This is a genomic window from Psychrobacter sp. CX90, assembly GCF_057396305.2.
Window position 1 is genome coordinate 2,656,608 of sequence record NZ_CM182008.1, and the last position, 13,468, is coordinate 2,670,075.

The following is a 13,468-nucleotide window of genomic DNA, read 5'->3' on the forward strand; positions in this document are numbered from 1 at the left end:
ACCCATCAGCATTATGTTAGTGTCAAAAAGTCAAATAAGAAGGTTTAACAAATTAGGTAAGGTTAAAAATGTACAAATTTGAACGCCGTATAACGTTAGCAAACAAACAATCCCGCTATTACGACTTTATTGATCTGATAAATAGTGATGGCAATTCGTCATCAAAACCAACCCTGCACTTTTATGGCGGCAACGGATTTCCTGTAGGCGTATATCAGCCATTAATTACCGAGCTGAGCCAATACTTCCACATAATAAGCCTAGCAATGCGCGGTTACTGGTATGATTTACCTCAAGATAAAATATTATCGCGCGAACAGGATGCCGAACTCTTAATTGAGTTTCTAGAAAAAACACAGGATAAGCCAGTTATTGGTATTGGCCATTCACAAGGCGCTACCGCCACTGCAATGGCATCTGCCAAACGTCCCGATTTATTCTCTGCACTTTATTTAATTGATCCTGTTACCTTTACCAAAGCACAAAAAATACTATTCGACTTAATCCCTCGCTCCATTTTAATGACCCAAGAACCCTTTAAAAGCACCAAGGTTAAACAAACTGACTGGGACAGTGTCGAGGATTATTATCAGTATCTACGCCAACACCGAGCTTTCAAACGCATCAGCGATGAACATTTAGCGACTTTTGCTCAAAACAGTCTGGTGGCTCAAGAAGGTAGCAAGGGTAAGAAATATACTTTCCTGTTTCAACCTGAACAGGAGTTAGCCAGTTATTTTGGTACGCCTTTTATTGACCCAGCGCTCAAACAATTGAATAAGCAAAACACACCTTATCACCTCATACTGGCGAAACCCTCGGTATTTAACAGTGACAAAGTACGTCAAAGTTGGAAAAATATCGTACCTGATGATCAGATAACCATTTTGCCAGATTACGGCCATTTACTACCGATGGAAGCACCTGAAACCTGCGCAAAGATTATTTTTGACCTGCAAACGACCCGCTAAACATCACATTAACCCGCTGAACATCACATTAAATAGGTAAATATGCCTGATTTATTCGCTCCCACTCCGACCGATAACTTATTGCCATACGATGGTATCGTCAATGATCTCGGGTTTGTGATTGAAAACCCTGCTGAGTTATATCAGCAGCTGCTTGATGAATTGCCGTGGCAGTCTGATAAGGTAACCTTATTTGGCAAAACGCATATTACCTCCCGTAAAATCGTATGGATGGGTGATACCCGTTCAGATAGTAGTCAAGATAGCTCACTGGCTTACCATTATTCGGGGCATACTCGTCCTATTATGCCTTGGCATGACGCAGTGTTTCACGTGAAACAACTAGTAGAGCAGAAACTAGCAGAAATAAAAGTAACAGTAAACTTTAATAGTTGTCTTTTAAATTATTATCCTAGCGGTCAAGACGGCATGGGCTATCATGCCGATGACGAACCTGAATTGGGGCATCAACCAACCATTGCTTCACTGTCACTAGGGGCAACACGCAAATTTGTACTCAAGCATAAAGTGACTAAAGAAAATGTGGAGCTTATGCTTGAGTCTGGTCAGCTAATAGTGATGCGAGGTGATACGCAACGCCACTGGAAGCACACGGTTACCAAAACCAAGGCCGTGCATGACGGGCGCATTAGCCTTACCTTTCGACAAATGCTTAAGCCCGTCTAGCTTCATATGTAGCCTCACGTCTTGATGAGAGCGTTTTGAACGGTAATAAGTACACTTTAATAATTGCACTTTAATTAAGGGGCATCGGTAAATTAGCAGGAGTAAATTAACCCTGCTGATAGGGAAACTTTGCTGTACCCGCACCACCAAAGCTTACACTTCAAGTACAATCTTACCAAAGGCTCTACCCTTCTCCATTTCGCGATGTGCCTCTTTGGCTTGCGCCAATGGATAGGTTGTTTGGATATGTAATTTCAGCTTACCAGCGGCTATGTCTGCCAAGACTTTACTGATGTCTTTCCCATTAGGGGTAGCAATCAACCCATCCACTTGAATACCCTTATCGGCACCCGCTTCTTGTAGCTTATCTACCCAGATTGAAGGCAATACCACAACACGTCCGCCTTGTTTTAGCACAGATAGCGCCCGAACTCCCGCATTGTTGCCCACCAAATCAAAAAGCAAATCTGCTTCTAACTCAGGAAAGACTTCATCTTTGGTGTAATCAATCCAACCAGCGAGCTTACTGGTATCTATTAAGCCTGCTAACTTTTCATACTTATCAGGCGAGCAAATTAGGGTCAGTTTGATGCCTTGTTGCTCTATTTTATCCATCAGCATTTGTAGGGCGACATGACCTACTCCGCCTGCTGGTGCATTCATAACCACATGCTCGCCTGATTGTATTTTGGCAAAATCAATCATCTGCAAGGCAGTCGTGCCAACACATGGCAAGGCACCTGCGGTTTTTAAATCGACAGCATCGGGAACTTTTGCGATTAAATCGCTATCCACTGCGGTGTATTGAGCATAGCAGGCACTAGCAAAACTAAGGGCGCATACCTTATCGCCTACCTTGAATTTGTCCGCTTTACTTGCCACCACTTCTCCCGACATCTCAAAGCCTAAGATAGCCGGTTTACCTTGGGAAAACTGATTATTTTTAATATTCTCAGCGCCCCAACCTAAGCCTTGACGCGTTTTATAATCGATTGGATTGACGCTGGTATAGGCAATTTTAACCATAACCTGATTGTCGCCCATTTCTGGTAGGTCAACGTCGGTTTGATAGTGTAATACTTCAGGCGAGCCAAACTCATTAAGGGTAATGGCAGATTGTTTTTGTGGTAGTGCCTTGTCTATTGGCATCGTTGTCTCCTTATCGGTTTTGGGGACTGGGTTCGCTCGACCCCAATCATGCTTAGTTTGTTGACTGATATTATTCGTATATTAAGGGCATTTCCTGACAATCTAAATCAGGGTACGCCTTAGGTTGGCTAAATCTCTACTGTATTGATTTATTGATTTGCTTATGGCGCGTCCGCCGTTGCATGCAGTATCAGGATTCTATGCTCGTATGCTTGGTTGCATGGTCATCATTTAAACTACTTTGATAATAATATAAGATGTCAGGCACTTCCTGTAAAGATATAGCCCAAAGCAGGATCGGCTTCTGCTATCAAGACTATTTGATTTTATGACGCCTATACGAACGGTGCATCAGGATGGTATGCAAGACTGATTTCGTGTTTGGTAGGCTGTCGCAATAAAGTAATCGCTGTGCATTGGTCAGGGCGCCATGTGATAAGACCCATTTGAACAAATTCTGCTAACCAACTTGACATAGGCCAATGATGCCATTTCTCAAAAAATCGATTGGCATTAATAACGATACTGTTTAGATGGTTGAGAGGGGGTCGATACACGGCATGTTGCTGATGGTAAACGACGTCGTTAGTGAGATAGAAGTTTATATTCTGCTGACGTGCAGTAAAAGCAAAGTCTGTGTCTTCGGCGCCGTAGCCCACGTAGTTAGTATCGAAACCACCTATTCGCTCGAACTGTGATTTCTGAATGGCAAAACATAAACTCCAAAATGCGCCATAATCTTGTGTTTTTTCGATTGATTTGTAATATGTACTTTGTTCGTCTATAGAGGCGCTATCTGATAAGAGATTATGTCGATAAGGGTTTAGTATGGACAAGGATTGTAACCAGTTTCTAGACTGTAACGTGTCGTCCTTACTCATGTCATGACTGGTCTTAAAGTCATTACTAAAGCGCTCTAAGCACTGCGATTCTTGCTCGGTTAACGGACGAGTAAGATAGCGAGGTTGACCCATGATTAATGCGTGCGGATATTGTGCCATTTTGCCAACTAACCCTGCAATAAAGTCAGTAGCGACGATACAATCCACATCTAAAAATATAAGCGTGTCATAGCTTGCTTGCTTGGCGCCTAGATTGCGGTTAAGACCTATGTCAAAAGCTCTGCTGTTTTTAGTATGAGGTTTATTTTTAAGATCGTTTTTAAGATCTTTTTTAAGGTCATTTGGAAGACAATTTTGAGGGTTATTTTGCGCCCCCTTTCCCTCTTCTTTATCTATGTGACTAACAGAGCTATCTACAATGTGGTCTTCACTTGCGGTGGTAGGGATTTGAAGGATATTTAAATCATATGTCTCAAGCCTGCTAACATCTGCGTCATCATTAACAATAATGACCTCAGCTGGCTTCTTACTCCCTGATTGTAAGCTAGCCAGCAGGTTGTATAGATGCTGGTTACGACCATAACAGGTGGTAATCACACTAATAGGTAGGCTGTTAGAGCTGCTTTTAGTCATAGCGTTATTCATATTATGGGTCATATTATCGGTTTATGGTCTTTGAATGGATATGAGAGTTATAGTCGGCGAACTTATAAAGAGTCACGGTGTTAACCTCGTTAAGCCTACTTCAGTAGTACTTGCACTCGGTTGCCTTGTGACTACTTTAAAGTTCTTTGACTATAGAGTGCATAGAAGCTTATATCCCTATGCTTATTACTATGTCTTACTTTTGACTTATCGCTTAATTGTCATGCAGATACCTTGATTAAACCATGAGTTGTCTTTAACGTATCACTGTCAGTTTTGCAGTTCAGGTTTGACGATCAGGTTGGAGGCTAAGCTGGGGCAATAACCACTTATAAAACCATTGTTTGACACTGTCAGCTCGAGCGATACTTTCAACAAATTCGCTACTATTAGACCATGAGACTGACTTTACCAAAGATACAGAGGGCTGGAGCGTGTGCAAAAACCTCGTATTTTTGGAGGTTCTCAACTGGCTTTTTGGAGCCTGTTTGTTATCTATATGGTTTTTCTGAGTGTTGCTAGTGTTGCTTTTGAAGTCATAGGCTTGTTCTGAGTTTGAGTATTGCTCATTGCTAGGGTTTGGCTCTTGGCTGGGATAACAAAGGTACAATTCTTTTAAATCTATCGCTCGACCACACGCAATTAAAGACTCTGCCATTTTTTCTTGCTCTGCGTGCGGTCTTTCATCAGGTATAACAATTAAAGGTGTCTCATACTGACACACCTCCCCTATCGCATTGAGACCACAGGCCATTACCAGTAAGTCGCTGTGCTGTAAAAATGGAATGACACTATCGACCTGTGTAGCTAAGTCTACATATGGTATTGCATCGGTATCAATGGGACCAAGCGAAATAATATAGGCATTAGGTAGAATCTGCCTCAGCTCTGGCAAGATATTGTCTATGTTTTTATGTCCTCCAAAGCCTTTTACCACGGTCACTATCATCGGTAATGACTCTAATTGCTCCACCACACCTGACATCATTAAGTCTGACTTCGTTAAAACTGGATTCGTTGCCTTAGGGTCACTGTGTTTAGGGACAAGATCACTATAGGGTTTTTCATGAGACTTTCTATCAGTTTTTCTATCAGTTTTGCTATCGTGCTTGCAATCTAAGTTGTGCTCTGAATTGTCGGGGGCAATAGCGTTGTTGGCTAATCTAGTCAGGAGTGCCATGAATGATGGTTTTGATATAGGCAATGACCGCTGAGGCTGAGATAAAAATCCGAGATAAAATGTTTTTTGACGTACCCATTCAGGCGTATTCGTTGACTCTAAGATTTTTGGGTAAGGCGCTAGTAAGGCCATTGCACCTTGAAAAGCATTCTTATGCGGAGGGTCATTACGGTCACCTGGTAAACGTACGTATAGATAAGGAATACTGGCGGTACGACATAACAAGGCAATCTCAACGCTTAAATCAACTATCATCAACTCTATATGCCGTGCTTGCAGCTCTGATAGCAGTATGTTGCTGCGACGCTGAATATTGTGATTTCCAATGGGAGAATAATGCAAACATTCAGGCTGCCAGTAGATACCTGCCCGACCTGGCAAGACATCTGTCGCCGTTTCATGCTCATCGGGTAGACGTATTATATTCTTGGCGATGATATGACTGAACTTATAATCCTCGGCGGGCAAACTGGTAAATACCGTCAAGGTTTCTGCTGCAGATGGGTGTACATTTTGCCAATGTGCAGCGAGTTTATCGGCTTGCCGGCAATGCCCCGTCCCATGATGATGCGCGTAGTACCCAATGTTCATAAATAAGGATGCTCATTATGTGTCATGAATTAACGAATTTTGAAGTATCAGACCCTATTTTGATAACCGATATGATATCAATAGCGCCGTAGTATTGATGCCTTGACTGACCACTTATGACCTCGTTGGTAATTCTTGGTTAGCCGATTGCCCACTTGCCAGCCCTTTAGTCTGTTGATTATGAGCAAGATCCTTAGCAACGGGATTTTTTATAAGCTCACTATTTGAGTCGCTATTAAAAATACGGGGTTCATTGTGACGCTTATTAACTAAGTTATTCACAGTATTTAAATAACACGTTAAATACCCGTCAACCATAGGCACTACCGAGCAAAACGACTCTGCTCGAGTACGACATGCTTTGCGAGAAATATCCATAATACTATCGAAAGCGGCGATAAATTTATCTTCATCGAGTTTTGGTACAATAATGCCACTGTCATTTGTGATGATCTCTTGACTGGCACCCACCTCAAAACCAATAACAGGACACCCACTGGCAAGGCTTTCAGCCAATGTTAAGCCATAAGGCTCATCCCAAATACTGGTAAACAACATAGCTGTCGATTGCATTAAATACGCATTTATGTCGTCTTTGGTCAAATGCCCAACATAGGTAAATAAACCCTGCCCTCCATTTGCAATATTGTCTTGTTCTAGCAATGGGGTCACTTTGTCATTAAAGTAGTCAAGATTACTTTTAGGCCCCGCAATGACAAGTTTTTTATTGGCTTTTTGACAATACTGCATAGCCAAGTGTGTGCCCTTTTCAGGACAAATTCGGCCAAACCAAAAATAGGATTCGTCTGCAACCTTGTTGGTATTACAAGAAAACGAGTGAACGTCAATGCCGTTATATACGACTGTAGAAGGCACAAACTCATTAAACAACTGCTGCTGAAACTGGCTGACACTGGTAAACTGGGTGTCTGTGCCTTTTTTTAAAGTAAGCAAGGCCAAGCGCAGATGTGCAAAAATTGGCGTATGGAATGTGGTCATTAATCGAGAGCCAAGCGCTTGACCTACCAACATAGGCACATGATGCAAACTATGATTATGGACAATATCAAATTGACCTTTATGGGTCGCTTCAATAATTTCTCGCATGGCATCTTGGTATAAATGATATTGATATAGCTCATCTCGAGTCATACCGACCGCATCATGCTCATTTGGATAAATGTGCTCATCAAACTGAGCTCGGGACATAAAAGGCCTGAGCTTAGCAAGTGTATCGCTATCCTCATGAGCGTAAAGCGTAACCTCATGACCGCGTTTAACCAGTTCGTTACATAGTAACTGAGTGATTAATTCCAGCCCACCCGCATAAGGCTCAGCTATGGGATATAAAGAGTGAGCAATGACTGCAATCCGCAGAGGGTTATTAGCACCAGCCTTAAACATATAAAATCCTATATTGTATTAATTTAATTATTTATCGTTTAATCATCTAAGTTTAATAATTTTGACTGACTATTTAATTGACTTATCTGATTAACCTCTATGCTTATACATGTATAAAGCTTAAAGGAGGTATTAAGCTTATAAATAGCTAAAACACCTTGAAATCTCGGCCGTTTTCACAAGTTAGGCTGAACTTCTAAAACCATTAAATTCAGAAACCTGCCCCTTTAAACCATCATTCATTTGTTGGGTTAAACGTGAACTTACTTCTAAAAAATTTGTCATTAATACCCAGCCAGCCGCTAATTTAATAAACAGTAACGCCACAGAGTAAGCAAATAACTTGGCAGAATAAGACCATACTACTATGGCAGTGAGTGCATTTAAAATAATCAAAAACTTAGGTATAACAGCGACAGTTGCCCATAGACTCCTCAAGCTATGTTGTGCGTTATCAATTTTCGGAGTACATACAAAGGGTCTTTTCTGTCCCCACAACACAGGAAACCAAGACAATGCGCCCAGTTCCCAAAAGTTTAAATGTACCAACCAAGCACGTAATCTACTAACTAGTGGGGTTTTAGCATCAGGCGGTGTTTTTGATTGTGAGGTAACAACGGCCAATCGCTTACAACTAGACCTCTTGATTGTTGCTACAAAATTCTGAGTAATTCTATGCTTGGCTTGCACACTAAGTTTTTTGGCAAATTTCTGAATAATTTTGCTGTTAGTTGTATTAAAAATCTTACCGAGACTTCGTTTACAGGCTTTTACTTTATGGGCTTTTACTTTATGAAAGTGATGTGGACGATTATTACGCTCAGACTCAGTACTTAATGTTGAAAAAAGCGGCTGCTCATCATCATTCTGGTTATATAACCCCTCTAGTGAAGCGTTGGCAGTAGAACAATAGCCCTCATTATTCTTTTTGTTTTTATTCTGGTTTTTACTAACACACTCTTTATCTTGCTGTTCATTATTAATAAAACATGGTCTAACCCATGAGGGTGTTTTTGAAGAACGTGCTACTGCCTCAGATATTTTCCTAGATGCTATGCTCTCAGACGCAATGTTGTTGGGTGTTTGCAGCGGCTTTGAGTCACTCATATAAGCCCATAATCTACGAGCCATAAAAACGGTATAACTTCCATAACACCATTTGAGTACCGTTAACGAAGGGGGTATTAGTGAAGGTACACGGAGACTAGTGGCCGCTAGCAAACCACCAAGACTGGCAACGTGCAATATCATAAATATGCCAGTAAAATTTACCCATGCAGTTAACTGTGATAGATGTGCACGCAGATAACGAGGCTCCACATAACCAACAAATAGATATTTGCCCTTCAAGCGCTGATTACCCGCCCCATTTTTTTCACTCTTATCCTCAAAGCATGACGGCGTAAAGTAACGATTGCTAAAATTAACCTCTTTTGCACTATTAGTTGTAGTTGCACTTAATGAGGCTGATAAACGAGTCTCACAGTAGGTCAAGGTACCTTGATCAAATCCTTTATCAAACCCTTTATCAAATAAGGATGTGACTAAAATTTTGCAATAATTACGCAACACCTGCATATTTCCGTAGATCCAGCGTCGGCGCTGAGCAATCAGATCTGTCACGGTCAGTGGTAACATACCCGTGGCTATTATTTCATTGATGTATTGACTACGCTCTCCGTTAAGATGTAATAGAACCCCCATTTGTGCGTCCTCTGTAATTGAGTCGCTACACCACCCTCCCAATCTTAAGAGCGCCTGTTTTTTTATGACGGCACAAGTCCCTGTAGATAAAGCCCGGCTTTGATTGTTGTTTCGATTTAAATGATGGCTGAAATAATGATTCAATTCAGCATGTATGTCAGCTTTATCATAGTCACGGTAATATTGTGGGAACTGTAATAAGGCATGATTAGGGTAACGTTTAATGGCGTTTTCAATACGGTTTCTAGCCCAAGGAAGAACGTGGTAATCGCTATCGATAACCACTATATAATCACAAGCATCATCCATAAGCTTTAAGGCTAGGTTTAATGCGCCAGCTTTGTATCCCGGTATATGATCAATGTGATGAAAGCGAACGTTAAGTGAATCAGGCAAACTATTGCAGTAGCGTGCTAAAGGCTTATAAAGCGCTTCATTGGTATGATTGTTATCTATAATCAGGATCTCATCAGCGTGGGACTTAACCGCCAATAATGCTTGAATAGTTTGCTTTACCACTGAGGCGGGTTCAGCACGAGTCATTATTTGAAAGCTAATGTTAATAGGAACACCTCAATTAAATATAAATAAATAACAATTAAACGATATTTATGTAGATCAAAAATACTCCTGTAATCACACAAAAGATTGGGATTGCAACGTTTAAAATTAATAGGTATGACAGTTAAGGAGATAACTATTCCGTTATGTCCCTGCTAATCTGGTAACAGGTAAACAATAGGTAAGTTAAGAATATGTAAGTAAATAACTAAATTAATAACGAAATAATTAAATAAAAACAGGGGCGAACAACATTAGATAGTAAGCCAGTTATTAAGGTACTTGTATGTCTTTTTTGTCTTGTGATTTAACGACATGTAAATTGACCATACTTCCTGTAACTTAATGGCAATTATGTAACTTTATACAATGTATATACGCTATATGTGTGACAAATACACGAGTAGAAGATACAGGCTGCAGAGCTGTAAACACATAAACATTAACGTCATTGTTAAATTTTAGAATTTGTCTCAGCAAGTGTTAGGGATGAGCCAGCTGGTTTAAAGAACTAGATGGTTTAAAGGACTAGATAGTGGTTTACTGAGGCTAAAGGCTCATTGACAATCGTAAATCTATTTATAGATATAGAAGAGTACGTTGTTTGGGTATAGTGGTAATAGGGTATGTTTAGAGACTTTAAACAGATAAAGATATTTAGTTTTAACCACGATAATTAGTATTAATCGGCTGATGTGACCGCTAGCCCAGATTGGAGCAAATATACTGCTTGGCTAAGCGAGTTGCCAAGGCTTGGCGTTAAGTGGCTCGCGAAGCAGGAGACAGTTAAGGCTTTAGCCTTGCATCTTGCTTAGTCAAGTAGATAGTAGCGCAAAGATACCATCTTATATGTCAACTCAAATTACTATTAAATAGCAACTTGAGGTTTGTATTTGCTTTGGTGCTTTATCACACCATAGCAAATCTGTAATAACTTTCTCATACCTGCTATCAAAGCCACTTTTTTGCATTTTCCTCTCTTCAGCAGTCGCTCATATAGTTGCTTAACATCAGGATTGCAACTAATTGCAAATAAAGCACACATAAACAACTTCGATCGTAGGTTGCCATCCCCTTTTTTACTAATACGGCTTCTTCCTTTAAAGATTCCTGACTGTATATGTATAGGGGTTAATCCAACAAATGAGGCACATTGTGAAGCATCCTTAAAGTCTTTAGATAGGAGTAACGACAATACATTCGGTGCGACTGTCTTACCTATGCTTGGAATGCTAACTAGGTTGTCATAGCCTGACTTTAAGTCAGGATGATTATCTATGTGTTTATCTATTTTGGCTTGGATGATCTCTATTTGTTCGTTATAAGTGTCTATCACTTGTTGTATAGATTGGGCGATATCGTTGTCATAGCTTTTTCTAGATTCAACTTTTTCTAAACGGTTGCTTTCTCGCTTTTTATCCGCCTTGAGCGTGTCTAAACGGTCTAGCAGATACTTGAGCTTCCTGACGTGCTCAGGTTCTGGCTCCCATGCTTTAGGGTGCCTTGTATAGGCGTATTGCACGAGTACGTACGCGTCTTGTTTGTCGGTTTTATGATGACTGCCGATGGCACCTGCAAATTGTTTGGCATATGCCGGATTAATAACGGCTACTGTGTAGCCTTTACTATGTAAATCATAGGCTAGGTTCTCATAGTATATGCCTGTGGCTTCCATGACGATAAGACACTCATCCGGTTTCTTGTTTGTGCTTTGCTTTGCTAGCCATTTGGTAAAGATTGCAAAGCCTTTTTCGTCATTAGTAAAGGTTTTGCTGTGGGCTTTGTTTTTAACTTTTTTACCGTCTCTGTTTAGCCATGTTGCGTCAAATTTAGCTTTGGATATGTCAATTCCAACGTATACTTGATAGGTCATTTCTTTGCATTTCCCTTGTGAATACAGTGTCTCTTAGTTTCAATTTCTAAGGCACTTTGATACCATTCAATTTAAAGAAATACAGGTAGAGGGCTTTATCTTTGCGTCGAGCTCTTTGGCTATAGCGGGATCACTAGCTCACTCTACCTGCTACCATAGCTATGGTTAACTCTTATCTATGGTTTTTTTAACATACAAGCGGGATGTGCTCAAGCTAATGTTTTGAAGTTTTATATCTTACCTACCTGTTTAAAAAATGCTCGATAGGCGTCGACTTTTTTGTCTATCGACAATGGATAGGCTCTAGAGGTGGATGGCAAGCGATACAGCGTCAAGTCTCGCCCTGCATAAGCGTAGTCGATATGTTGATTGGTTTTGGGCATTTTGGATTTGGGAATAGGTTTGCCTTGTTCTTTAGCCAGAAGTCCCATGAGAATCTCGGTTGCTTTGCCCCCCGTGGTAAATAACGTGTGCACTTTTGGTACTTTTGCTAAGACGTCTTTTAGGTCAACAGTTTCAACAATAGTGAGGTGTTTATCTGCGGCATTGCCTTGCTCGCGGATGGCTTTTTTTACCGTCGGGCATGAGGCAATGGCGTGCTGTTTCATAAATGCTTTGATACGCTCGGGGTCAAAACCCTTGTTATCGCCATCACGAAAGTAATCAGCATCATCAAAAAACACCCGGCCATAGATACGCCACATGTCGTTATAAAAGTTAGGATAGTGAAATGGCATACCCCATTTGTCTGATGTAGGTGGAAAAGTGCCCATCATCATGATAGTGGCGTTGCTGGGAAGGACTGGCGCAAAAGGATGGGTTTCGACTGGCAGATTAATGCTGGGATCCTCCTCTTTCTGGCTAGTTAAGCTGTGGTTAATCAAGTTGACTAACTCCTTGGTGTTGAATAGCTATTTGTTTATTCCCAAATGATCGGCTGATTTTTTGAATCCCTTTTTATTTTGAATCCCTTTTTATATAGAATATCTAGATTGGGATTTTTTTCTGTTGTTTTTGTTTTATTGGTATAATCGTTTTTATTGATCGATGACTAAAATATGTCATAAAGAAAGTGCGTATTAAAGTAGACAGTGACTCTCAAAGACTCAATAGGCACTATTTGGTTAACAGTACGCTCAACCACTTAGAGTAGAATACGATATCAACCATTAATACAAGCCATTTACAAGTATAACAGACAGGGGTCACAGAGGTTTTATGCAAAATAATAACATAGAAATAATTACTCATCCTTTAGTACGCCATAAACTGAGCCTGATACGTGCAAAGGATTGTAGTACTTATAAGTTTCGCACATTAACCAAAGAGCTTGCTCGCTTGATGGCTTATGAGGCGTGCCGTGATTTCGAAATCGAAGAGTTTGCCATGCAAGGCTGGGATGACACTGAGATAACCGGTGAACAGATTATGGGTAAGACGGTCACTGTTGTGCCTATTTTGCGTGCGGGTTTAGGGATGCTTGATGGGGTGCTGGACTTGATTCCAACGGCTAAGATTTCTATGGTTGGCCTACAACGTGATGAAGAGACGCTTGAACCTGTGCCATTTTTTGAGAAGCTGGTAGATGATGTGGACAAGCGCCCTGCTCTTATTATCGACCCTATGTTGGCAACAGGAGGCTCCATGGTAGCCACCATTGAAATGCTCAAGCAAAAAGGCTGCTGTGATATTAAAGCCTTGGTCTTGGTTGCTGCACCAGAGGGTGTGGCTGCGGTCAATGCCGCTCACCCAGATGTGAAAATCTATACGGCTTCTTTAGACAGTCATCTTAATGAAAACGGCTATATCATCCCCGGTCTAGGTGATGCAGGCGACAAAATATTTGGCACGAAATACTAAC

At 40.8% G+C, this 13,468-nt stretch carries 10 protein-coding genes; 3 read left to right on the forward strand and 7 right to left on the reverse strand.

Annotation, left to right across the window (positions count from 1 at the left end; all coding sequences use genetic code 11):
- Positions 1-68: 68 nt before the first annotated feature.
- Positions 69-971 carry an alpha/beta fold hydrolase gene (locus AC2SLN_RS10565; protein WP_486549230.1) on the forward strand — a complete coding sequence of 301 codons (903 nt, stop codon included), beginning with the start codon at positions 69-71 and terminating at the stop codon, positions 969-971.
- A gap of 42 nt (positions 972-1,013) precedes the next feature.
- The gene (locus AC2SLN_RS10570) at positions 1,014-1,658 is read left to right on the forward strand and encodes an alpha-ketoglutarate-dependent dioxygenase AlkB family protein (RefSeq protein ID WP_486549231.1); all 645 of its coding nucleotides are present in this window, start codon (positions 1,014-1,016) and stop codon (positions 1,656-1,658) included.
- A 153-nt stretch (positions 1,659-1,811) separates the two neighbouring features.
- Here AC2SLN_RS10570 and AC2SLN_RS10575 read toward each other — a convergent pair whose 3' ends face one another.
- The 7 genes from AC2SLN_RS10575 to AC2SLN_RS10605 form a co-directional block, all read right to left on the reverse strand.
- Positions 1,812-2,807, reverse strand: coding sequence for an NADP-dependent oxidoreductase (locus AC2SLN_RS10575; protein WP_486549232.1), 996 nt, complete (start codon positions 2,805-2,807; stop codon positions 1,812-1,814).
- Between the two features lie 335 nt (positions 2,808-3,142).
- Positions 3,143-4,294 (reverse strand): glycosyltransferase, encoded by a 1,152-nt coding sequence (locus AC2SLN_RS10580; RefSeq protein ID WP_486549233.1) that lies wholly within the window; start codon positions 4,292-4,294, stop codon positions 3,143-3,145.
- A 283-nt stretch (positions 4,295-4,577) separates the two neighbouring features.
- A complete protein-coding gene (locus AC2SLN_RS10585; RefSeq protein ID WP_486549234.1) occupies positions 4,578-6,065 on the reverse strand; it encodes a hypothetical protein in 1,488 nt (495 codons plus the stop codon).
- A gap of 114 nt (positions 6,066-6,179) precedes the next feature.
- Complete coding sequence (locus AC2SLN_RS10590) at positions 6,180-7,469, reverse strand: glycosyltransferase (protein WP_486549235.1); 1,290 nt, start codon at positions 7,467-7,469, stop codon at positions 6,180-6,182.
- A gap of 183 nt (positions 7,470-7,652) precedes the next feature.
- Positions 7,653-9,716, reverse strand: a complete 2,064-nt coding sequence (locus AC2SLN_RS10595; RefSeq protein ID WP_486549236.1) for a glycosyltransferase family 2 protein — start codon at positions 9,714-9,716, stop codon at positions 7,653-7,655.
- Positions 9,717-10,602: 886 nt separating this feature from the next.
- Positions 10,603-11,607, reverse strand: coding sequence for an IS110 family RNA-guided transposase (locus AC2SLN_RS10600; RefSeq protein WP_495057333.1), 1,005 nt, complete (start codon positions 11,605-11,607; stop codon positions 10,603-10,605).
- Between the two features lie 230 nt (positions 11,608-11,837).
- A complete protein-coding gene (locus AC2SLN_RS10605) occupies positions 11,838-12,491 on the reverse strand; it encodes a DNA glycosylase (protein ID WP_486549496.1) in 654 nt (217 codons plus the stop codon).
- Positions 12,492-12,825: 334 nt separating this feature from the next.
- Between AC2SLN_RS10605 and upp the strand changes: the two genes are divergently transcribed.
- Positions 12,826-13,467 (forward strand): uracil phosphoribosyltransferase, encoded by a 642-nt coding sequence (gene upp / locus AC2SLN_RS10610; RefSeq protein WP_486530246.1) that lies wholly within the window; start codon positions 12,826-12,828, stop codon positions 13,465-13,467.
- The last annotated feature ends 1 nt before the right edge of the window (position 13,468 follow it).

Bases quoted from the DNA above. Each gene is read 5' to 3' on its own strand.
- AC2SLN_RS10565 (WP_486549230.1), top strand. From the start codon at position 69: ATGTACAAATTTGAACGCCGTATAACGTTAGCAAACAAACAATCCCGC.
- AC2SLN_RS10570 (WP_486549231.1), top strand. From the start codon at position 1,014: ATGCCTGATTTATTCGCTCCCACTCCGACCGATAACTTATTGCCATAC.
- AC2SLN_RS10575 (WP_486549232.1), bottom strand. From the start codon at position 2,807: ATGCCAATAGACAAGGCACTACCACAAAAACAATCTGCCATTACCCTT.
- AC2SLN_RS10580 (WP_486549233.1), bottom strand. From the start codon at position 4,294: ATGAATAACGCTATGACTAAAAGCAGCTCTAACAGCCTACCTATTAGT.
- AC2SLN_RS10585 (WP_486549234.1), bottom strand. From the start codon at position 6,065: ATGAACATTGGGTACTACGCGCATCATCATGGGACGGGGCATTGCCGG.
- AC2SLN_RS10590 (WP_486549235.1), bottom strand. From the start codon at position 7,469: ATGTTTAAGGCTGGTGCTAATAACCCTCTGCGGATTGCAGTCATTGCT.
- AC2SLN_RS10595 (WP_486549236.1), bottom strand. From the start codon at position 9,716: ATGACTCGTGCTGAACCCGCCTCAGTGGTAAAGCAAACTATTCAAGCA.
- AC2SLN_RS10600 (WP_495057333.1), bottom strand. From the start codon at position 11,607: ATGACCTATCAAGTATACGTTGGAATTGACATATCCAAAGCTAAATTT.
- upp (WP_486530246.1), top strand. From the start codon at position 12,826: ATGCAAAATAATAACATAGAAATAATTACTCATCCTTTAGTACGCCAT.